The organism is Methylosinus sp. is20ea, from assembly GCF_059718135.1.
Genome location: NZ_AP046088.1, coordinates 3,736,017 through 3,757,872 on the forward strand (window position 1 = coordinate 3,736,017; position 21,856 = coordinate 3,757,872).

19 protein-coding genes are annotated in these 21,856 nt (G+C 65.7%); 6 read left to right on the plus strand and 13 right to left on the minus strand.

Annotated features, from left to right (window positions below):
- Nucleotides 1-24 precede the first annotated feature (24 nt).
- From AC6IY7_RS17410 to cckA, 8 genes are all read right to left on the minus strand, one after another.
- Nucleotides 25-1,239 carry a DNA methyltransferase gene (locus AC6IY7_RS17410; protein WP_497780661.1) on the minus strand — a complete coding sequence of 405 codons (1,215 nt, stop codon included), beginning with the start codon at nucleotides 1,237-1,239 and terminating at the stop codon, nucleotides 25-27.
- A 22-nt stretch (nucleotides 1,240-1,261) separates the two neighbouring features.
- Entirely contained in the window at nucleotides 1,262-2,392 is a 1,131-nt protein-coding gene (gene tgt, locus AC6IY7_RS17415) for a tRNA guanosine(34) transglycosylase Tgt (RefSeq protein WP_497780662.1), read from the minus strand.
- Nucleotides 2,393-2,406: 14 nt separating this feature from the next.
- The gene (locus AC6IY7_RS17420; protein ID WP_497780663.1) at nucleotides 2,407-2,751 is read right to left on the minus strand and encodes a hypothetical protein; all 345 of its coding nucleotides are present in this window, start codon (nucleotides 2,749-2,751) and stop codon (nucleotides 2,407-2,409) included.
- Nucleotides 2,748-3,800, minus strand: coding sequence for a tRNA preQ1(34) S-adenosylmethionine ribosyltransferase-isomerase QueA (queA, locus tag AC6IY7_RS17425; RefSeq protein WP_497780664.1), 1,053 nt, complete (start codon nucleotides 3,798-3,800; stop codon nucleotides 2,748-2,750). Before queA ends, AC6IY7_RS17420 begins: the two co-directional genes overlap by 4 nt.
- 235 nt (nucleotides 3,801-4,035) lie before the next feature.
- Nucleotides 4,036-4,488 carry a peptidylprolyl isomerase gene (locus tag AC6IY7_RS17430; protein ID WP_196409817.1) on the minus strand — a complete coding sequence of 151 codons (453 nt, stop codon included), beginning with the start codon at nucleotides 4,486-4,488 and terminating at the stop codon, nucleotides 4,036-4,038.
- Between the two features lie 103 nt (nucleotides 4,489-4,591).
- Nucleotides 4,592-5,140, minus strand: coding sequence for a peptidylprolyl isomerase (locus tag AC6IY7_RS17435; RefSeq protein ID WP_497782876.1), 549 nt, complete (start codon nucleotides 5,138-5,140; stop codon nucleotides 4,592-4,594).
- 32 nt (nucleotides 5,141-5,172) lie between these two features.
- Nucleotides 5,173-5,673, minus strand: a complete 501-nt coding sequence (coaD, locus tag AC6IY7_RS17440; RefSeq protein ID WP_497780665.1) for a pantetheine-phosphate adenylyltransferase — start codon at nucleotides 5,671-5,673, stop codon at nucleotides 5,173-5,175.
- A gap of 183 nt (nucleotides 5,674-5,856) precedes the next feature.
- Nucleotides 5,857-8,370 carry a cell cycle histidine kinase CckA gene (gene cckA / locus AC6IY7_RS17445; RefSeq protein ID WP_497780666.1) on the minus strand — a complete coding sequence of 838 codons (2,514 nt, stop codon included), beginning with the start codon at nucleotides 8,368-8,370 and terminating at the stop codon, nucleotides 5,857-5,859.
- A 253-nt stretch (nucleotides 8,371-8,623) separates the two neighbouring features.
- Here cckA and AC6IY7_RS17450 point away from each other — a divergent pair, with 253 nt between their 5' ends.
- Nucleotides 8,624-9,481 (plus strand): hypothetical protein, encoded by an 858-nt coding sequence (locus AC6IY7_RS17450; RefSeq protein ID WP_497780667.1) that lies wholly within the window; start codon nucleotides 8,624-8,626, stop codon nucleotides 9,479-9,481.
- A gap of 73 nt (nucleotides 9,482-9,554) precedes the next feature.
- Here the strand turns inward: AC6IY7_RS17450 and dksA are convergent, their stop codons facing one another.
- Nucleotides 9,555-9,971: an RNA polymerase-binding protein DksA gene (gene dksA, locus AC6IY7_RS17455; protein ID WP_024880015.1), complete on the minus strand. Its 417-nt coding sequence runs from the start codon at nucleotides 9,969-9,971 to the stop codon at nucleotides 9,555-9,557.
- Nucleotides 9,972-10,050: 79 nt separating this feature from the next.
- Nucleotides 10,051-11,271, minus strand: coding sequence for an NADP-dependent isocitrate dehydrogenase (locus AC6IY7_RS17460; RefSeq protein WP_497780668.1), 1,221 nt, complete (start codon nucleotides 11,269-11,271; stop codon nucleotides 10,051-10,053).
- A 245-nt stretch (nucleotides 11,272-11,516) separates the two neighbouring features.
- Between AC6IY7_RS17460 and AC6IY7_RS17465 the strand changes: the two genes are divergently transcribed.
- Complete coding sequence (locus AC6IY7_RS17465; RefSeq protein ID WP_497780669.1) at nucleotides 11,517-11,762, plus strand: type II toxin-antitoxin system ParD family antitoxin; 246 nt, start codon at nucleotides 11,517-11,519, stop codon at nucleotides 11,760-11,762.
- 36 nt (nucleotides 11,763-11,798) lie between these two features.
- Nucleotides 11,799-12,641, plus strand: a complete 843-nt coding sequence (locus AC6IY7_RS17470) for an RNA methyltransferase (protein ID WP_497780670.1) — start codon at nucleotides 11,799-11,801, stop codon at nucleotides 12,639-12,641.
- A 21-nt stretch (nucleotides 12,642-12,662) separates the two neighbouring features.
- On the opposite strand, the gene AC6IY7_RS17475 is transcribed toward AC6IY7_RS17470, so the two are convergent.
- On the minus strand, nucleotides 12,663-14,546 hold the full coding sequence (locus AC6IY7_RS17475; protein WP_497782877.1) for a methanol/ethanol family PQQ-dependent dehydrogenase: 1,884 nt from the start codon (nucleotides 14,544-14,546) through the stop codon (nucleotides 12,663-12,665).
- Nucleotides 14,547-14,878: 332 nt separating this feature from the next.
- Between AC6IY7_RS17475 and AC6IY7_RS17480 the strand changes: the two genes are divergently transcribed.
- Entirely contained in the window at nucleotides 14,879-18,184 is a 3,306-nt protein-coding gene (locus AC6IY7_RS17480) for an error-prone DNA polymerase (protein ID WP_497780671.1), read from the plus strand.
- On the plus strand, nucleotides 18,181-19,092 hold the full coding sequence (locus AC6IY7_RS17485; RefSeq protein WP_497780672.1) for an MBL fold metallo-hydrolase: 912 nt from the start codon (nucleotides 18,181-18,183) through the stop codon (nucleotides 19,090-19,092). The genes AC6IY7_RS17480 and AC6IY7_RS17485 overlap by 4 nt, the downstream gene beginning before the upstream one ends.
- Before the next feature lie 67 nt (nucleotides 19,093-19,159).
- On the opposite strand, the gene AC6IY7_RS17490 is transcribed toward AC6IY7_RS17485, so the two are convergent.
- The gene (locus AC6IY7_RS17490) at nucleotides 19,160-19,936 is read right to left on the minus strand and encodes a DUF1499 domain-containing protein (RefSeq protein WP_497780673.1); all 777 of its coding nucleotides are present in this window, start codon (nucleotides 19,934-19,936) and stop codon (nucleotides 19,160-19,162) included.
- Between the two features lie 169 nt (nucleotides 19,937-20,105).
- Between AC6IY7_RS17490 and AC6IY7_RS17495 the strand changes: the two genes are divergently transcribed.
- Nucleotides 20,106-20,312, plus strand: coding sequence for a hypothetical protein (locus AC6IY7_RS17495; RefSeq protein WP_497780674.1), 207 nt, complete (start codon nucleotides 20,106-20,108; stop codon nucleotides 20,310-20,312).
- Between the two features lie 191 nt (nucleotides 20,313-20,503).
- On the opposite strand, the gene tuf is transcribed toward AC6IY7_RS17495, so the two are convergent.
- Nucleotides 20,504-21,694, minus strand: coding sequence for an elongation factor Tu (gene tuf, locus AC6IY7_RS17500; protein WP_497780675.1), 1,191 nt, complete (start codon nucleotides 21,692-21,694; stop codon nucleotides 20,504-20,506).
- Nucleotides 21,695-21,856 lie beyond the last annotated feature (162 nt).

The following is a 21,856-nucleotide window of genomic DNA, read 5'->3' on the forward strand; positions in this document are numbered from 1 at the left end:
AGTAATTCTGAAGCTCCGGCTCCGTCACCGCCTCCTCAACGTCACCACGCGATTTGTGTTGGTGCCTTTGGCGTTGTTGCCGACGCCCCAGCAATTGCTGGTCTTGGTGAAGCTCTGGCTGTTCACCAGCACGAACAGCCGCTCGAAGGGCAGCCCTTCCGCGGCGCGCCAGACGAACTGCTCCAACAGCAGCTTGCCGCCGCGCACCTCGCCGACCTCGAAGGCGACATGGCCGCCCGGCGCGACGATGCGCGCGAATTCCTCGAGACAGGCGCGGACCATTCTCTCCCATTCCGCTTCGCCGCGATGCGAGGAAATCTGCACCGCATCCGCGTCTATGCCCGCGAACCAATTGCGCAGCCAATTGTCGCTCGCATATTGCACCACATCCAGGAAAGGCGGCGAGGTGACGACGAGCCGCACGGCGCCGTCGGCGACAAAGGGCGCGCGCCAGGCTTCGCCCGTGGCGAGCAGCCCCCGAGGATGCTCCGGCGGAACGCCGTCCGAGAGAAGCGCGCGCGATTTGCGCAGGATCAGCGCCGTCACATCGCGCGCGGGCGGCGTCTGCTCGCGCTTGGCGTTGATCTTGGCCTGGGCCGCGATGGAGACGGCCTGGTTCGGCGGCAGCGAATAGACCGAGAAAAAGCCCGGCGAATGTCCGCTCATGCGATTGATCGCGACCATTCGGATCCAATCGTCGACCGGGTCCGCATCGGCGCGCGCGAGCAGATGGCGGCGCAGCGCGCAGAGCCGCCGCAGCGTCTCCGGATGATAGAAGACGAGCAGGTCCTCGCGCTCGATCACGCCGCTCTCCCATGGAATTTCGGCGAGACGCTTCTCGATCGCGGCGAGCGGCGGCGGCGTGAGGCGTGGGCGCGTCAGCAGAATGGAGAGCGGATTAATGTCTGCGCCGATCGGCCGGCGTCCTTGCAGCGCGGCTTCGATCGGCGTCGTGCCGCGGCCCATGAAGGGATCGAACACCGCCTCGCCCTCGCGCGTGAGGCGGGAGATGAAGAACCCCGGCAATTGCGGCTTGAAGCAGGCGCGATAGCTGATCTCGTGCAGCGAATGCGCTTGCCGCTGCGCGGAGGTCCAGAATTCATTGACGAGATAGAGGACGCCCTCCTCCTCGATCCGCCGTGTCGGCGCGCCAAACGCGTCGAAGGCGAGCAACTCGTCTTCGAGAGGCGATGCCGTCGAGGCGGTGATGACGAGATTGCGAGCCGGCGAGCGGGGCATGAATCACCCTTATGCGCTCCGACTATAGCTCCTTCGTCTCGCCGCGCGTCCATCCCTCCTTGGTTTCCGCGATGAAATCGGCGAGGCGCCCCTGCTCTATCGCGTCGCGAAGGCCGGCCATCAGCTCTTGATAGTAAGCGACATTGATCTGCGTCAGCAGCATCATGCCGAGGATTTCGCCCGCCTTCACCAGATGATGCAGATAGGCGCGGGAATATTCGCGCGCAGAGGCGCAGGCGGCGCCCGCATCCAGCGGCGCGGCATCGTCCGCATGGCGCGCATTACGCAGATTCACGCGGCCGAAGCGCGTATAGGCGAGACCATGGCGCCCGGCGCGCGTCGGCATCACGCAATCGAACATGTCGACGCCGCGCGCCACCGATTGCACGATATCGTCCGGCGTGCCGACGCCCATCAGATAGCGCGGCTTGCCCTCCGGCAGATGCGGGATGACAGTCTCCAGCATCGCCAGCATGACGTCCTGCGGCTCGCCGACGGCGAGGCCGCCTATGGCGAGGCCGTGGAAATCCATGGCCGCGAGCGTCCGCGCGCTCTCTATGCGCAGCGGCGGGGAAGCGCCGCCCTGCACAATTCCGAAGATCGCTCTGCCTTCGCCGTCGACGAAAGCCTTGCGCGAGCGCTCCGCCCAGCGCAGCGACAGGCGCATGGCGCGCTCGGCCTCCGCCTCGGTGCAGGGCAGGCGCACGCATTCGTCGAATTGCATATGAATGTCGGAATCGAGCAGGCGCTGAATCTCCATCGAGCGCTCGGGCGTCAGCATATGGCGCGAGCCGTCGATGTGAGATTGGAAGGCGACGCCCTGCTCGTCGAGCTTGCGCAGCTTCGACAGCGACATCACCTGAAAGCCGCCGGAATCGGTCAGGATCGGATGCGGCCAGTTCATGAATTTGTGCAGGCCGCCGAGCGCCGCGACGCGCTCCGCGCCCGGCCGCAGCATCAGATGATAGACATTGCCGAGCACGATATCGGCGCCCGTCGCGCGCACATCCTGCGGGAACATCGCCTTGACCGTCGCCGCCGTGCCCACGGGCATGAAGGCCGGCGTGCGTATGTCGCCACGCGGCGTCGAGACGAGGCCGCGCCGCGCCGCGCCGTCTTTCGCGAGTAGCTGGAAAGCGAATTGCTGCGTCATGCGTCTCTCTCAATTCAGCTCTTGGCGCCGAGAGACGCCACTTTGACGATCTCATAGAGGCCGCAATCGCGCTCGTTCCAATGGACGGTGAAGCGTTCGCCGACCTTGATCACGATCGTGCGCAGATCGGTCCGCCAAGCCTCCGCCGCACCGGCGCCGAAATCCAGCGCGCCATCGCGCCGCAGCACGAAGGGGCGGCATTTGGCGCCCGCAAGATCGCAGGCGCCGAATGTCTCCCAATGCGAGATCACGCGGCGGCTCTCCGCGTCGATGCGCAGGTCGAGCGTCAGCGGACATTCGGTGCGATCGTCGCGCCAGAGCGCCAGAACGCGCACATCGAGAAAGGAGGAATCGCTCATTGTCGCAACAGCAGGCAGGCGTCGCCATAGGAATAGAAACGATAGTTCGAGCCGATCGCATGGGCGTACGCCGCCTTCATGCGCTCGAGGCCGGCGAAGGCGCAGACCAGCATGAACAGAGTGGAGCGCGGCAAATGAAAATTGGTGAGCAGCGCGTCGACGGCGCGGAAGCGATAGCCGGGCGTGATGAAGATCGCCGTCTCGCCGGAAAACGCGTCCAGTTCTCCGTCCTCGCGCGCCGCGCTCTCGAGCAGGCGCAGCGCCGTGGTGCCGACCGCGACGATACGCCCTCCCCGCGCCCGCGTCTCGTTCAGCGCCTGCGCCGTCGCGGCGTCGAGCGCGCCCCATTCGGAATGCATCTTATGCGCGGCGGTATCGTCGACCTTCATGGGAAGAAAGGTTCCGGCGCCGACATGCAGCGTCACCCGATGCAGCGCGACACCCTTCGTCTGCAGCGCCTCGACCAGTCGCGGCGTGAAATGCAGACCCGCGGTCGGCGCCGCGACGGCGCCGGCGTGGGCGGCGAACAATGTCTGATAATCGCTTTCGTCGCGTGCGTCCGCCGCGCGCTTGCCGGCGATGTAGGGCGGCAGCGGCATGACGCCGGCGGCCTCCACCGCTTCGTCGAGCGCGGCGCCTTCGAGCGAAAAGCCGAGGAGAATTTCCCCATTCTCGCCTTTCTCGAGCGCGCGCGCCGCGAGCATGCCATCGGCGCCGAAGCGAACCGTCTCGCCTATGGCGAGCTTCTTCGCCGGCTTGACCAGCGCGCGCCAGCGATCCGCTGCGACGCGCTCGATCAGGGTCGCTTCGATATGCGCGCGCGTCTCTCCGCGCGCGCGAAATCCCGAGAGGCGCGCGTGAATGACGCGTGTGTCATTGACGACCAGCGCGTCGCCCGGCGCGAAAAACTCCGGCAGGTCGCGGATGGAACGGTCCATGAACGCGCCGTCTGCCGGAACGACGAGCAGCCGCGCGCTGTCGCGCGGATCGGCGGGACGCAGCGCGATCGATTCTTGAGGCAGCTCGAAATCGAAGAGATCGACGCGCATGGGGAACTACAGACGGCGTTTCGCGGAGTCATCATGCGCGACTCCTTCTCCCACTCGTGGGAGAAGGTGGCCCCGCGAAGCGGGGTCGGATGAGGGCCGACGCCCGCACGGCAAATTCCTTTGGCTCGCCGCATCGATTAAAATATGCGGAGACGGAGAGAGCCCTCATCCGACCCTCGCTGACGCGAGGGCCACCTTCTCCCGCAGAGCGGGAGAAGGAATGCGCGAACTTATCTCAGACCAGTGTCGCCTTGACGATCTTGTCCGGATCTTGCACCGGCTCGCCGCGCTTGATCTGGTCGACATTCTCCATGCCGGAGATCACCTCGCCCCACACCGTATATTTCTTGTCGAGGAAGCGGGCGTCGTCGAAGCAGATGAAGAATTGCGAATTGGCGGAATCGGGGTTCTGCGCGCGCGCCATGGAGCAGGTGCCGCGCACATGCGGGGCGGCGTTGAACTCCTGCTTCAGATCCGGATATTTCGAGCCACCCGTCCCGGTGCCGTGAGGGCAGCCGGTCTGCGCCATGAATCCCTCGATGACGCGGTGGAAGACGATTCCGTCATAGAAGCCTTCGGAGACGAGCTTCTTGATATGCGCGACATGATTGGGCGCGAGATCGGGGCGCAGCTTGATCAGAATATCGCCCTTGGTCGTCTCGAGCTTCAGGTTTTCGGCTTCGGACATGTCCACTCCTTGATGTCTTGTGTCCCATCATTGCGAGCGAAGCGTAGCAATCCCGGGGCCCGAACGGGTTTCGGACCGCTTCGCCGCTCGCCTTTGCGGCGGCTCAGCTATTGTCGCCGGCGAGGCGCAGCTTGATGATCTTGTCGGGGCTCGACACTTTGCCATTGTCGGCCTTGTCGCCCTTCTTGATCTTGTCGACGACGTCCATTCCCGAGACGACCTCGCCGATCACCGTATATTGCTCCTCGAGATAGCGCGCCGGCGCGAGGCAGATGAAAAATTGCGAATTGGCCGAGTCCGGGCTCTGGCTGCGCGCCATGCCCAACGTGCCGCGCACGAATTTCTCCTTGGAGAATTCGGCCGGAATATTCGGCAGGTCCGATTTGCCCATGCCGGTGCCGGTGGGGTCGCCGGTCTGGGCCATGAAGCCGTCGATGACGCGGTGGAAGACGATTCCGTCGTAGAAATGGCGCTTGGCCAGCGTCTCGATCTGCGCCGCATGCTTGGGCGCGATATCGTCGCGCAGCTTGATGACGATGCGGCCGTCCTTGGTGTCGAGATAGAGCGTATGGGGTGGCGCATCTTCCGCGCGGGCCGCGCCCGCGAGGGCGCTGGCGGAGAGAGCGGCGAGCGTGAAGCTGCGGCGATCGATAGGCAATCGTGCCTCCCTTTAGGTTGTTTCTGTCAGCGGCCGGAGAGCGCGCGGCGCAGAACCTCGGCCGCCTCGGGCGGAACGAAGGGTGAGACGTCGCCTCCGAGCGAGGCGATCTGCCGCACGAGCGTCGCGGTAATGTGCCGGACCGCCGGAGACGAAGGGTGAAAAATGGTTCTGATCTCCGGCGCCATGGCGAGATTCATCCCCGCCATCTGCATTTCATAGTCGAAATCGGCGCCGTCGCGCAATCCGCGCAGGATCAGCCCGGCGCCATTGGCGCGCGCCGCCTCCACCGCGAGGCCGGCGAAGGAGACCACCTCGAACCGGCAAAAGCTGGCTTCGTCGAGGCGGGCGCAGACGGTCTCGATGAGGGCGATACGCTGCTCGAGCGGGACCAGCGGCGTCTTGCCCGGATGCGCGCCTATGGCGATGACGAGACGGTCGCAGAGGCTCGCCCCGGCGCGGATCACATCCACATGGCCGAGGGTGAGCGGGTCGAATGAGCCGGTATAGAGCGCGGTTCGGGTCATAGCGCGGATATAGGCGATTTTCGTTTGCGCGTAACCCAGGTGCGCGCCCCTTCTCCCGTTCCGGGAGAAGGTGGCCCCGCGTAGCGGGGTCGGATGAGGGTTCTCAGGGAACCGCGGCGCCCTCATCCGTCGCGCAGTCGCGCGACACCTTCTCCCGCGAGGGGAGAAGGGAGACTGCGCCCTTTATCCTAAGCTCGCCTTCACCGTCTCGATCAGCTGCTTCAGGCTGAAAGGCTTGGGCAGGAAGCCGAAATCGCCCTCCGGCAGATTTTTCGCGAAAGCCTCCTCGGCATAGCCCGAGACGAACACCACCTTCGCCGTGACGCCGCGCTTGCGCAATTCCGCGAACATGGCCGGGCCATCCATCTCCGGCATCACCACGTCAGACACGATGAGGTCGATGCGCTGGCCCTCGCGCTCCACCACTTCCAGCGCCTCGAGGCCGGAGGCGGCCTCCATCACATTATAGCCGCGCGAGCCCAGCGCCCGCGCCGCAAAGGCGCGCACAGCATCCTCGTCCTCGACCAGCAATATGGTCCCCTGCCCGGTGTAATCGGCCGCGGGCTTGGCGGCCTCGGGTTTCGCCGCGATCTCGCCGGCCTCCGGCACATGGCGCGGCAGGAAGATGCGGAACACGGTCCCGCGCCCGACCTCGCTCGCCGGGAAAACGAAGCCGCCCGACTGCTTGACGATGCCGAACACCATGGAGAGGCCGAGGCCCGTGCCCTTGCCGACCTCCTTGGTGGTGAAGAAGGGCTCGAAAATCTTGGCCATCACATCGGGGGCGATGCCGGAGCCATTGTCCTCGACCTCGATCAGCACATATTCGGCCGCCGTCAGCGAGGCCTCGCCGAAGGCGGCGCATTCGCCGGCGGCGATATTGCGCGTGCGCAGCTGGATGCGGCCGCCCGATTCCGGCATGGCGTCGCGCGCGTTCACCACGAGATTGATGATGACCTGCTCGAATTGATTGATGTCGGCCTTCACGAACCAGAGGTCGCGGCCGTGCTTCAGATCGACCTCGACCTTTTCGCCGACGAGGCGGCGCAGCAGCATTTGCAGCTCGGTCAGCACGTCGCCGAGCTGCAGCACTTGCGGGCGAAGAGTCTGCCGGCGCGAGAAGGCGAGCAGCTGGCGCGTGAGCCCGGCGGCGCGATTGGCCGTCTGCTTGATCTGGATAATGTCCTGGAAGGAGGGATCGGTCGGCCGGTGATTGGCGAGCAGAAGGTCCGAATAGCCGATGATGGCGGTGAGCATATTGTTGAAATCATGCGCCACGCCGCCGGCGAGCTGACCGACCGCCTGCATCTTCTGCGATTGGGCGAAGCCCTCCTGAAGCTTGCGGTGCTCGGTGGTGTCGAGCGCATAGATGGTCGCGCCCTTCTTGCCGGCGTCCTCGGAGGGCGCGACGAAAAAGCGCGCCGAGCGCGTCGGCAGGCCGTCTTCCTCCTCGAGCGTGGCGTCGATCGGCGGCATGTCGCCGCGATTGTCGAGCGCAGCGGCGATCGCCTCCTCGAGCGCAGCGCGGTCGCGCTCGACGACGCTGGCCAGCACCGGCCAGGCCGAGCCGCCGCCCTTCATCGCCTGCGGCAGCAGCTTGGCGAAGGCCGCGTTGGAGCGCGTGACCTTTCCGTCCGGATCGACGGCGGCGATGGCCATGGGCGTCGAATTGAAGAAGCGGGCGAATCGCACCTCGGCGGCGCGCAGATCCTCCTCCGGCTCCTCGCCGGCGGCGCGATTGAGCACCAGCGTCCGCGACGCGCCCGGCGCGCCATCCTGGCCGAAGGCGACGCGATGCAGCAGCCGCACCGGCAGCGAGCGGCCGTTGCGGCGCTTCAGATCGAGATCGATCTGCGCGGTCCGCACCTCGCCGGAGCCGCCAGTGATCGCTGTGAGCAGAGTCGAGCCATTATTGGCGACGATATCCGCGAGCGAGACGCCGCCGGAGCCGACCTGGGTCAGATCATAGCCGAGCCAGCCGGCGAGCGTCTTGTTCATATAGGAGATCGCGCCGTCCGGGCCGGCCGAGAAAAAGCCCGCGGGCGCATGGTCGAGGAAGTCGATCGCATGCTGGAGCTCCTGGAAGACATTCTCCTGGCGCTGGCGATCGGCGGTCGCGTCGACGACTGTCCACAGATTTGCGCGGTTTGGTCCCTCGCGGTCGAGCGGGCGCACGCGGATGCGATACCAGCCGACCTCGGCGTCGCCGGTGAGCGGCGGGACGAGCCGCACATCCTCGGCGTGGGCGCGTCCGGCGCGCGCCGCCTGGGCGAGGCGATAAATCGCCTCCGAGACCTCGGCCGGCCCCGAGAACAGCCGCTCGACGGTCAGCAGACCAGCCGGATCGCGCGAGCCGCAGAGCTCGAGATAGGCGTCATTGGCGTAGACGATCTGCGTGTCGCCCTGGGTGACGAGCAGCCCCTCGGAGAAGGAATCGGCGATCTGCCGGGCGATGTCGAGCCGCGCCGAATGGCCCGGAAAACGCAGGAATCCGACCGCATAGGCGAAGGCGCAGAAGACGCCGGCCACAGCGAGCAGCGCCAGCAGGCCGACGGCGAATTTGGGCGCGACCGGCGCCGGCAGCAGCGAGGCGACGACGATCGCGCCGACGAGGGCGACGGCGAGCGCGAGAACCAAGCCGACGTTGCCGGGGCGTTCGGTGCGATCGTAAGCGGGCGGCGCCGTCCTGTCGGTCACGGGAATTGTCTCATGGGCCGTCTCTTCGGCCGTCCGAAGGGCTCCTGCGCCCGGGCGAACGCTGCGGCGCAGGCAGAATCAGGCGGAACAATGGCCCCGGCCGGGGCGCATGGCAATGTCCTTGCGCATTTTCCGCAAGCACGAATCGCGAAGAATGCACTATTAACCATTGCTTAACCTTTGAGGCGCGCTTGCGTCCAACGCTGATAGACTGCATGCTCGCGCCGCGTCACGACGAAAGAAAAATCGATTCATGCCGTCCAGCATCACACAGTCGCAGCTCCTGCCGATACTCGCCGCAATTGTCGCGTTCCTGTTCGCGGCGCTGCTGCTCGTCTATATCTACCGGCTCTTGTTCGGACGACGCATCAAGGCTCCAGGGCCGCGCAACCGTCCGCGGCGCCTGGACATCGTCGATACTTTCGATGTCGACGGCGATCGGCAGCTCGTCATTGTGCGGCGCGACAATGTCGAGCATCTTCTGCTCATCGGCGGGCCCAATGATCTGCTGGTCGAAGCCTCGATCAACCGCGTCGAGGCGCGCGAGCAGCGTCCGCGCGAGAAGGAGGCCTCCGCCGGCGGCCCCGGCTGGCCGCTCGGGCCGGCCGCGTCTCAGGCGTCCGCCGCGCCGCCAGCGCCCATCCTGCCGCCGATCGGCCCCGCGGCTCAGTTCGCCGAGAGCGAAGCGCCCAAGCCCCTGCCGCCGGAGCCGGCTGCGCCGCATCCGGGTCTCGCGCCATTGCCGCCCGATCTCTTCGGCCCGCCGCCGGTCAAGCCCGCCGCTCCGCCCGAGGCGCCCGCGCGGGCCGGAACGCCGCGCTTCACGCCGCAGCGTCCGCCCTTCACCCCGACGCCGCGGCCGCCGCGGCCCGCGCCGCCGCCCTTCCTCTCGCGCGCCGCCAAGCCGGCCGCGCCGCCCGCCGCCGAGGCTTCTCCGCCTCCGCTGGCGCCCGAGCCGCCGCCGCCTGCTCCCGAGCTTCCGCCCGAGCCCATGGCCGTCGAGCCGCCGCCGCCCCCTCCGCCGGAGGAGCCGGCGCCGCCCGTCGATCCGCTCGACTCGCTCGAGGCCGAAATGGCGCGGCTGCTCGGCCGGCCGGACGCCAAGCCCTGAGACGCAAAAGCACAGCGCCCGCGGATCGCTCCGCGGGCGCTGTTTTTCATTTGGGCTTAACCCGAGGCGGGGTTCAGTCGTCCCGATAGACGCGCTCGCGGCGCTCGTGCCGCTCCTGCGCCTCGATCGACAAAGTGGCGATCGGCCGCGCATCCAGGCGCTTCAAGGAAATGGGCTCGCCCGTCTCCTCGCAATAGCCATAGGTGCCATCCTCGAGCCGCGCGAGCGCGGCGTCGATCTTGGAGATGAGCTTCCTCTGGCGGTCGCGCGCTCGAAGCTCGATCGCCCGATCGGTCTCCGAGGAGGCGCGATCGGCGAGGTCGGGATGGTTTTCATTCTCGCTCTGCAGAGTGGCGAGCGTGTCGCGGCTCTCCTGCAGTATTTCGTCTTTCCACGCGAGCAGCTTGCGCCTGAAATACTCGCGCTGCCGGTCGTTCATGAAATCTTCTTGCTCGGACGGTCTGTAGCTCGCGTCTAGATCCACCGCCATGGCCGCGAATCCTCCCTAAGCCTGAACGGCGCGTCTATATAGCCGCGACGCTCCGCTAGCACAATCACTTCGTCGGCGTTCATTTACCGAGCGAAAGCGCGGCTGCGAGATTGGCGTCGATCTTGTCGAGGAAGCCCGTGGTCGACAGCCATTTCTGATTATGGCCGACGAGCAGCGCGAGATCCTTGGTCATGAAGCCCTGCTCCACCGTGGAGACGCAGACCTGCTCCAGCGTCAGAGCGAAGCGCGCCAGAGCCTCATTGCCGTCGAGCTTGGCGCGATGCGCGAGCGCGCGCGTCCAGGCGAAGATGGAGGCGATGGAATTGGTGGAGGTCGCGTGGCCCTTCTGATGCTCGCGATAATGGCGCGTCACCGTGCCATGCGCGGCCTCCGCCTCGACGGTCTTGCCATCCGGTGTCATCAGCACGCTGGTCATCAGGCCGAGCGAGCCGAAGCCCTGCGCCACCGTGTCCGACTGCACGTCGCCGTCGTAATTCTTGCAGGCCCACACATAGCCGCCGGACCATTTGAGCGCCGAGGCGACCATATCGTCGATCAGCCGATGCTCATAGGTGAGCCCATTGGCCTGGAATTGCGTCTTGAACTCGGCGTCGAACACCTCCTGGAACAGATCCTTGAAGCGCCCGTCATAGGCTTTCAAAATCGTGTTCTTGGTCGAGAGGTAGAGCGGGAATTTGCGGTTCAGCGCGTAATTCATCGAGGCGCGCGCGAACTCACGGATCGATTCGTCGAGATTGTACATCGCCATGGCGACGCCGGCGCCGGGGAAGCGGAACACTTCCTTCTCGATCACCGTCCCATCGTCGCCCTCGAATTTCATCGTCAGCCGGCCCTTGCCGGGCGTGCGGAAATCGACGGCGCGATATTGATCGCCGAAGGCGTGGCGGCCGATGACGATGGGCTGCGTCCAGCCGGGCACGAGGCGCGGCACGTTCTTGGCGATGATCGGCTCGCGGAAGATGACGCCGCCCAGAATATTGCGGATCGTCCCATTGGGCGACTTCCACATTTCTTTCAGGCCGAACTCCTGCACGCGGGCTTCGTCCGGCGTGATGGTGGCGCATTTGACGCCGACGCCGTGAGTCTTGATCGCCTCGGCCGCGTCGATCGTCACCTGATCATTGGTGGCGTCGCGGTTCTGGATCGAGAGATCGTAATAGAGTAGCTCGAGATCGAGATAAGGGTAGATGAGCTTGTCTTTGATATAGGCCCAGATGATCCGGGTCATCTCGTCGCCGTCGAGCTCGACGACCGGATTCTCGACCTTGATCTTGCTCATGAAATGCCTCTCCCGCGTGAGCCGCCGGCCTTATAGCGCGCGTAACGCGCGAGGCAAAGCAGGCGCCATGGGCAAATCTGCGAGGCGTAGCGGTTTGCGCGTCTCGTGACGGCGATTTTGATCGACTGCTGCCGAATGTTCAGGCGCCGACGCCTACGGCGCGCTCGGCCGAGAGAAAATTCGACCGACGCCCGCAATAGCACGTTATGCGCATATCGTGCTATATTCCGCCGAGGAGGCGCGCCATGAACGTATCCGTCGGCAAGCATTGGGAAGAGTTCATCGACTCCCTGGTCAAGCAGGGCCGCTACGCCTCGGCGACCGAGGTGATGCGCGAAGGCCTGCGCCTCGTGGAGGAGCGCGAGGCGAAGCTGAAGGCGTTGCGCGAGACGATCGAGGCGTCGCTGGCTGAAGGGGGCGAGCACAGCGACGAAGAGGCGGCCGCCTATCTCGATAAGAGAGCCCAGGAACTGAAAGCGCGAGGATTTTGATTTGCGCCGTGATGGGCGAGACCGAGCATTGATCCCGTGACCGGCGCCGGAACCGACCACACCAAGCCAAAGCTCGAAGGCGGGCCGACCATTGTGCTCGTGCGGCCGCAGCTCGCGGTCAATATCGGCATGTGCGCGCGCGCCATGGCCAATTTCGGCCTCTCCGATCTGCGCCTCGTCGCGCCGCGCGAGGGCTGGCCGACGCGCGATCCCGTCTATCGCGAGGCCTCCTACGCCGCCGCCGCCGGCGCCGCGCATCTGCTCGATTCGGCCAAGCTCTATGAGAGCGTGCGCGAGGCGATCGCCGATCTTTCCTTCGTCTATGCGGCCACCGCGCGTGGGCGCGGCCAGGTGAAGCCCGTGGTGACGCCAGCGACCGCCATGTCCTCCACCGTCGCGCGCATCGCCGCCGGCGAGCGCCATGGCGTGATGTTCGGCCCGGAGCGCACCGGCCTCGACAATGACGATGTCGCGCTCGCCGATTCGATCCTGACCTTTCCGGTCAATCCCGCCTATGCCTCGCTCAATCTGGCGCAGGCGGTGCTGCTCACCGGCTATGAATGGTTCCGCCACGCCCATGGCGAGACGCTGCCCTTCGACGTCACCGAGCGCTCGCCGCCCGCCACCCGCGAGATGACGCTCGCCTTCTTCGACTATCTGGAGAAGCATCTCGACGAGCGGCAGTTCTTCCGCCCCGAGACGAAAAAGCCGGTGATGTCGCGCAATCTGCGCAACATGTTTCACCGCATGAACATGACCGAGCAGGACGTGCGGACCTTGTGGGGCGTGGTGGTGCGGCTGGTCGAAGGCCCGCGGCGCGAGCCCAAGAAAGTGACCCGGCGCAAAAGCCAAGACGAGACGCCCGGCGACCCGAGCTGAGGGGCCGCCGGGCGCGCAGTCCTATTCCGGCAAAGCGAACACGGTGAGCACGCCGCCGAGCGCCGTGTAGTTCGACAGGCTGCGATAATTGCCGACCGCGCCGAGACCGTCGCTGCTCTTGGTGAGGCCGGCCGCGAGGCCTATGCCCGCCCAGCCGCCGACGCCCGAGAGCACGGCGACATATTGCTTGCCGCCGACCTCATAGGTGATGACATTGCCGATGATGCCCGACGGCGTCTTGCGCCGGAACAGCTCCTTGCCTGTCTTGGTGTCCACCGCCTTGAGATAGCCTTCGAGCGTTCCGTAGAAGGTCACGCCGCCGTCGGTCGAGATGGCGCCCGACCACACGGAGAATTGCTCCTTGTTCGCCCAGACGATCTTGCCGGTCTTGGCGTCCCAGGCGATGAAATTGCCGGTATGAGTCTCGCCCTTGTCGCGATCGGCCGGGAACATCTCGACCGTCGCGCCGACATAGGGCTGGCCGGCCGAATAGCTGACGCGGAACGGCTCGAAATCCATGCAGACATGATTGGTCGGCACGAGGAAGAGGCCGGTGTTCGGATCATAGCTCGCCGGCTGCTCGTCCTTGGAGCCGAGCGTCGTCGGACAGGCGCCGCGCGTCGTCTCGTCCTCGCCATGCGCCTCGGTCGAGAAGCGCTCGTCGAGGATCGGGCGGCCATAGGTCTTCGATGATTTGTCGAGATCGATCTTCGTCGCCCAATTGACGGCGGGATCGAATTTCTCGGCGACGAGCAATTCGCCATTGGTGCGATCCAGCGTGTAGCCGAAGCCGTTGCGGTCGAAGTGAACGGCCGTCTTCGTCTTCTTGCCGCCGATCTCCTGATCGACCAGCACGATCTCGTTCACCGCGTCATAATCCCATTGGTCGTGCGGCGTCGTTTGATAGACCCATTTCGCCTTGCCCGTGTCGAGATCGCGCGCCCAGAGCGTCATGGACCAGCGATTGTCGCCGGGACGTTGAATGGGATTCCACGTCGAGGGATTGCCGGAGCCGTAATAGACGAGATCGAGCTCGGGGTCGTAGCTGTACCAGCCCCATGTCGTGCCGCCGCCGAGCTTCCACTGATCGCCTTTCCAAGTGTTGATCCCGGAATCCTTGCCGACCGGCTTGCCGAGATGGGTCGTCTTCTCGGGATCGATCAGTGTCTCCTCGTCCGGCCCGGTCGAATAGCCGCGCCAAAGCAGCGCGCCGGTCTTGACGTCATAGGCGCTGATATGGCCGCGCACGCCATATTCGCCGCCGGCGTTGCCGACGAGCACCTTGTCCTTGAACACATGCGGCGCCGCCGTGGAGGTCTCGCCCTTCGACGGATCGCCGAATTTGACGGACCAGATCGGCTTGTCCTTGCCGTCGCCGGAAGACGCGCCCGTCGCCGCGTCGAGCGCGACGAGAGTCGTGTCGGCCTGAGCGAGAAATATCTTGCCGTCGCCATAGGCGAGGCCGCGATTGACCGTGTCGCAGCACATCACCGGCACGACGGAGGCGTCCTGCTGCGGCGCATATTTCCACAGCACCTTGTGATCCGGGTCTCTCAGATCGAGCGCATAGACGACATTCGGAAAAGGCGTGTGCAGATACATCACATCGGTGACATAGGCCTTCTTATTGTCGGCCGTCGCCGGAATGGCGACATCATGAATGACGAGCGGAGCGCCCTCATGTCCACGCAGAACGCCGGTCGAGAATTGCCAATCGACGGCGAGCTTATGGACATTGGCCGTGGTGATCTGCTTCAACGCCGAATGGCGGCGATTGGCGTAATCGCCGGTCGGCGACACCCACTGTCGCGGGTCCTTCTGCAGCTCGAGCAGCGTATCCGCATAGGCGCCGCTCGCCGCGAGCGCGAATGCGCCGACGGACATCGACAGTCGGAATTTCCTCATCTGCATTTTTTCCTCCGCAGCTTGATATTTTCTCGCTTGCGCTTTCTTCGCGACAGGCGGCGACGGCCCGGGAAACCGCGCGCCGTCTGTCGCGAGCTCATGCAGCGGCCGCATGTGACGCCGCTCGAGGAGGAGGTTCCATGAATGCCGCGGCCTTCGCCAGACCGCGAAATCGCAACGCGTCTCGGACTGTCGCAGTTTTGCGACAGGCGCGACGGTCATCCGAACATCGTCGGGCGAATGATGTGCGCCGCGCGCTTTTCGGGAGCTTTGGCGCTCTTGCTCCGTTGCGGGAAATGCGGGACAATTCATGAACAAGACCGGAGCCCGCGATGCCCCGCTACGCCGAACTCGCGACGACGACCAATTTCTCCTTCCTGCGCGGCGCCTCGCATCCAGAGGAGATGGTCGCGCAGGCGATGGCGCTCGGCCATATCGGCATAGGCATAGCCGATCGCAATTCGCTCGCCGGCGTCGTGCGCGCCCATTCCTATTTGCGCGAGCATGCGGCCGAAGCGCCCGGTTTTCGCCTCGCCATAGGCGCACGCCTCGTCTTTTCGGACGAGACGCCGGATATTCTCTGCTATCCGCAAGACCGCGCCGCCTATGGGCGCCTATGCCGGATGCTGACGCGCGGCAATATGCGCGCCGAGAAAGGCGAATGCCGCCTCTTCCTCGACGATCTCCTGGAATTCGCCGAAGGCCAGCAGCTCATCGTCATGGAGGGCGCAGCCCCTCCCCTTGCCCTGCTCGAGGCGGCTCGCGGCCGGCTGTGGCTCGCGGCGACGGCGCTCTATGGCGTCGACATGCGCGCCGCGCTCGCGCGCCGCATCGCGCTCTCGCGCGAGACCGGCCTGCCGCTGATCGCGGTGAACGACGCGAATATGCATGTTCCCGAGCGCCGTCCGCTCGCCGACGCGCTCGCCTGCGTGCGCGAGAAGACGACGCTCGACAATGCCGGCTATCTGCTCTCCGCCAACGCCGAACGATGTCTCAAGAGCGGCGCGGAAATGGCGCGGCTCTTCACGCAGGCGCCGCGGGCGGTGGAGGAGACGGCGCGCTTTCTCGAAGGCCTCTCCTTCGGCCTCGACGCGCTCGCGCATAATTATCCGAGCGAGTTGCGCGAAGGATTCGCCAGCGAGCAGGAGGCGCTCGAACATTACGCGCGGGAGGGCGCGAGGACGCGCTATCCGAACGGCGTTCCCGAAAGAGTCGAGGCGCTTCTGAGCCATGAGCTGAAGCTGATCGCCGAGCTCGGCTACGCAGCTTACTTTCTCACCGTGCACGACATTGTGCGTTTCGCGCGCGCAAAGGCGATTCTCGCGCAGGGGCGCGGCTCCGCCGCCAATTCCGTCATCTGCTTCTGCCTCGGCGTCACCGAGGTCGATCCGACCAAGCATGATCTCCTTTTCGAGCGCTTCGTTTCCGCCGCGCGCAACGAGCCGCCCGATATCGACGTCGATTTCGAGCATGAGCGACGCGAGGAGGTGATGCAATATATCTACGCGCGCTATGGCCGCGAGCGCGCCGGGCTGACGGCGACGGTCGTCTCCTATCGCTCGCGCTCGGCCATTCGCGAGGTCGGCAAAGCTTTCGGTCTTTCGGCCGACGCCATCACGCGGCTCCCCGGCAATGTGTGGGGCTCCTCGCGCGGCGGCGTCTCCGAGGAAGGCGTCGCCCGCGCCGGCATGGATGCGCGCGAGCCGCGTCTCGCCAAGGCGCTGGAGCTGACGCGCGAGCTCACCGGCTTTCCGCGCCATCTCTCGCAGCATACGGGCGGCTTCGTCATCACGCGCGATCGGCTGGACGAAATCGTCCCGCTCGCCCCCGCCGCCATGGAAGGCCGCACGACGATCGAATGGGACAAGGACGATCTCGACGCGCTGCGCATTTTGAAGATCGACGTGCTGGCGCTCGGCATGCTCACCTGCCTGCGCAAGGGCCTCGCCCTGCTGGCCGAGCGTTATGGCGTCGTGCATCGCCTCTCGTCGATCACGGCGGACGAGGAGAGCGTCTATGACATGATCTCGCGCGCCGATACGATCGGCGTGTTCCAGATCGAGAGCCGCGCGCAAATGTCCATGCTGCCGCGGCTGCGGCCGCGGGAGTTCTATGATCTCATCATCGAGGTGGCGATCGTACGGCCGGGCCCTATTCAGGGCGATATGGTGCATCCTTATCTGCGCCGTCGCATGGGCAAGGAGAAGGTTTCCTTTCCCTCGGCGGAGCTCGAGCAGGTGCTGCGCAAGACGCTCGGCGTGCCTTTGTTTCAGGAGCAGGCGATGCGCATCGCCATCGTCGCCGGCGGCTTCACGCCCGATGAGGCGGACCGGCTGCGCCGCGCCATGGCGACCTTCAAGCGCGTCGGCACGATCGGAACCTTCCGCGCCAAAATGCTCGCCGGCATGGCGGAGCGCGGCTATGAACGCGAATTCGCCGAGCGCTGCTGGGGGCAGATCGAAGGCTTCGGCTCTTATGGTTTCCCGGAGAGTCACGCGGCCTCTTTCGCTCTGCTCGTCTATGCCTCCGCCTGGCTCAAATGCCGTTATCCGGACGTGTTCTGCTGCGCGCTTTTGAATTCGCAGCCCATGGGCTTCTATGCCCCGGCGCAGATCGTGCGCGACGCGCAGGAACATGGCGTCGGCGTGCATGAGGTCGATGTGAACGCCTCCGATTGGGATTGCACGCTGGAGACGCGCGCGCAGGCGACGCCGCTGCATTCGCGCCACGCCTCCATGGCGGGCGACATTCGCGCGACGCATGACGTGCGGCTCGGCTTCCGCCAGATCGTCGGCCTGCGGGAGGAGGATATGAAGCGCCTCGTGACGCGGCGCGGCGCGGGCTATGATTCCGTGCGCGATCTGTGGCTGCGCGGCGGGCTCGAGCCGTCGACGCTGGAGCGCTTGGCGGAGGCCGGCGCCTTCGCCTCGCTCGGCCTGCCGCGCCGCGATGCGCTCTGGGCCGTGCAGGCGCTCAATCGCGCCGGCGACAAGGACGATCTGCCGCTGTTGCGCGCGCTCTCCTTCGCGCCGCAGGAGGAGGACGCGAACCTCCCGCCCATGCCGCTCGGGGCGGAGGTGGTAGAGGATTATCGCTTTCTGTCGCTGTCGCTGAAGGCGCATCCGATGGCGTTTCTGCGTGGGCGGCTCGAGGCCAAGGGGATCATGCCCTGTGGGGCGCTCGGCGGCGGCCCCCTCCCTCACCCTCCCCCGCTACGCGGGAGAGGGGAGCTGCCGGCGATGAGCGAAATCTCGATGACGGGCAGAGCCGGCCCCCTCTCCCGCTTGCGGGGGAGGGTTGGAGAGGGGGCGCGCGTGACAGTCGCCGGTCTCGTGCTGGTGCGGCAGCGGCCGGGCTCGGCGAGCGGCGTGATCTTCATGACGATCGAGGACGAGACGGGAATCGCCAATATCGTCGTCTGGCCGAAACTGTTCGAGCGGCAGCGTCCCGAGGTCATCGGCGCGCGGCTAGTGGCGGTCACGGGGCGCGTGCAGAACGAATCCGGCGTCGTCCATATGATCGCGCAGAAGATCGAGGATCTGACCGGCGATCTGCGCCTGCTCGAGCAATCGCGCGGCGCCAATGCGCGCGAGGCCAAGGCGCGCGAGGCAATCCCGAAGGGACGCAATTTTCAATGACCCGAGACGACTTCCTCATCACCTTCGACTCTCCGCCCGGCGCGCCGCAGCGCGTTTCGCGGCTGACGCGCCGCATCGTCGCGCCCAATCCCGGCGCCTTCACCTATACGGGCACTTGCAGCTATATCATCGGCGAAGGCGAGGTGGCGATCATCGACCCCGGCCCGGCGGATGCTTCGCACATAGAGGCGCTGCTCTCCGCCATTCACGGCGAGACGTTGCGCTATCTGCTCGTCACCCATACGCATCGCGACCACTCCCCGGCGGCGCGCATTCTGGCGGAGAGGACCGGCGCGACCATCGCCGGCTGCGCGCCTTATGCGCCTCCGCCCGATCTTTCGGTCACAGGCCCTGGCCTCGACGCCTCGCATGACAGAACCTATGCGCCTGACATTCCCCTCGCCGATGGCGACCGGCTGGGCTTCGGCGGCCTCACCATAGAGGCCGTCGCGACGCCGGGCCATACGACCAACCATCTCTGCTTCGCGCTGGCCGAGGAGGCGACGCTCTTCACCGGCGATCATGTGATGGCCTGGGCGACCACCGTCATCGCCCCGCCGGACGGCTCCATGAGCGAATATCTCGCGTCGCTGGAGAAGCTGCGCGGGCGCGACGACCGCCTCTATTGGCCCGCCCATGGCGGCCCGGTGAAGGAGCCGCAACGCTATTTGCGCGCCCTGCTCCACCATCGCCGGCAGCGTGAGGCCGCGATCCTCGAGCGGCTCGAGGCCGGCGACGAGACGATCGCCGCCATGGTCGCGCGCATTTACGAGGGCTTCGACGCGAGCTTGCAGAGGGCGGCGGCGCTCTCCGTCTTCGCCCATCTCGAAGATTTGATCGAGCGCGGGCTCGTCCGCTCCGAAGGGCCGGCGACATTGGAGGCGCGGTATTTCAGAGTGAGCGAATAGGGAGTAGCGAATAGCGAATAGCGGCGTCCCAGTTCTACTCGCTATTCGCTACAAACTCCCTACTCCCTCACTTCTCGTTCAGCCCCGCCTGCAGCTCTTCGGCGAATTGCCGGATGCGCTTCGCATTGGCGCCGAAGTCGTGACGCCCGTAGCGCGAGGCCGAGCGCACGTCTATGCGCGTCTGGCCGGCGAGCGGACGCAGCCGAACCGCTATGTCGTCGGCAAAGCCCATCACCAGAGTGCGATCGATAAAATCGAGATGGCCGATGCCGGAGCGGCCGCCCGGCGGGCGCTGGTCGATGACGCGCCAGCCACGGCTCTGCGCTGTCTCCAGCACCAGCTGATAGGCTTCGTCCGGCTCGAGGTCGACGACGATCGGCTCTATATCCGGATAGCCATCTCGCTGCCGCTCGGCCTGATCGGCGTCGAAACCGGCGGGCGTGAAGCCGGAGCGCGCGGCGACCGCCGCCCGGGAGGTGGAAAAGCGCGGCGGATCGGCCGTGTCGGTCGAGACGTCCGAGAGCACGGGCAGGCGCACGGCCTGGACCGCGAGATAGGCCGGATAGCCGAGCGTCAGCGCAGCGAGAAAGGCGCCGCCCAGCGCCTCGCCCAGCCCGCGCCGGCCCTCCTGCCAGATGACGACGCAGGCCGCGAAAAACAGCAGCAGCGCGACGAGCGCCACGACGATCGCGCCGCCGAGCACGGCGAGCGACGCCTGCGGCTCCACCGCATTGGCGCGCGCCAGGAGCACGGCGATCGCCGCCACGGGGAGAGCGAAAACGGCGAGCCGCCGACACCAGACGGCGGCGTTGGAGACGGGCTCTTCTGGGATATGGCGCAGCATGGGGCGATCATAGCATCGATCGCGGCGCGGCTCATCCACAGCGGGATGTGGAAGATGCGCGGCGGGCTCCGCGATTTTACGAATAGTTTACCGGGGTAAGAGAGACTTTAAATCAAATGCACGACATTCCTCGAGCGTCCCTTAACCGTCAGTAGAAGAGTCAGCCGCCATGTCGAAGCTCGTCGCCACCGATTTCAGCGAAACGCAATCCGCCGACCGTCCGCACGATCTGCTCGCCCGTCTCTATCGGGAAATCGGCATTTCGGCCGTCGCAGCCGCGCTCGAGGTGATGACCCATTCGAGCCACGATGAGACCGAAGCCTCCGAGGACGCGCGTCTGCCGGCGATCCTGCTCGACGAGCAGCTGGCGGCCTGAGGGCCGCAATTCTCTTTCGAGAGACTTTGGACCGCGAGCCTTCGGGCTCGCAGTCCTTTTTTCGCAGCGAGCCTGAAGACTCGCTTTTTTATTCGATGATCGAGGCGACGACGCCGGCGCCGAGCGCAAGTGCGATGTTTCGCACTTGCGCAAACGAATATGCGGTTGTCGCGACGGCGTGCTCGCTTCGATCATTCTATGATCGAAGCGACCACGCCTGCTCCAACCGTGCGGCCGCCTTCGCGGATGGCGAAGCGCAGCTTCTCCTCCATGGCGATCGGAACGATGAGGTTCACCTCCATCGTCACATTGTCGCCCGGCATCACCATCTCGACGCCCTCGGGAAGCGTCACAATGCCGGTCACATCCGTCGTGCGGAAGTAGAACTGCGGACGATAGTTGGTGAAGAACGGCGTATGACGGCCGCCCTCTTCCTTCGTCAGAATATAGGCTTCCGCCTTGAACTTGGTGTGCGGCTTCACCGTGCCGGGCTTGGCCAGCACCTGGCCGCGCTCCACATCCTCGCGCTTCGTGCCGCGCAGCAGCGCGCCGATATTGTCGCCCGCCTCGCCCTGATCGAGCAGCTTGCGGAACATTTCGACGCCCGTCACCGTCGTCTTGATCGTCGGGCGGATGCCGACGACCTCGACTTCCTCGCCGACCTTGACCACGCCGCGCTCGACGCGGCCCGTCACCACCGTGCCGCGACCCGAGATCGAGAACACGTCCTCGACCGGCATCAGGAAGGGCTGATCCTTCGGACGCTCCGGCTGCGGAATATATTCGTCGACCGTCTGCATCAGCTTCAGAATCGCGTCATGGCCGATCTCGGGGGTCTTGTTCTCGAGCGCCGCCAGAGCCGAGCCCTTGGTGATCGGAATATCGTCGCCGGGGAATTCATACTTCGACAGCAGCTCGCGCACTTCGAGCTCGACGAGCTCGAGCAGCTCCGGATCGTCGACCATGTCGACCTTGTTCAGGAACACGACGAGCGCCGGCACGCCGACCTGGCGGGCGAGCAGAATATGCTCGCGGGTCTGCGGCATCGGGCCGTCGGCGGCGGAGACGACCAGAATGGCGCCGTCCATCTGCGCGGCGCCGGTGATCATGTTCTTCACATAATCGGCGTGGCCGGGGCAGTCGACGTGCGCGTAATGGCGATTGGCGGTCTCATATTCGACATGGGCCGTCGAGATGGTGATGCCGCGCGCGCGCTCCTCGGGGGCCTTGTCGATCTGGTCATAGGCCGTGAAGGTCGCGCCGCCGCTCTCGGCCAGAACCTTGGTGATCGCCGCCGTCAGCGACGTCTTGCCATGGTCCACGTGACCGATCGTGCCGATGTTGCAATGCGGCTTCGTGCGTGAGAATTTTTCCTTGGCCATGCTTTCAGGTTCCAGCTTCGGTTGCGGCGCGCCTCGCGTCCTGCGCGCGCGAGCCTTTAAGGCGATTGCCGCCTTTCTTCAAGAGCATTCGCGATTCCGACCGGCCGCCCAAACAACATAGGGGAGGCGCCGCCGAACGCCGCCTCCCCCTCGGACAAAGAA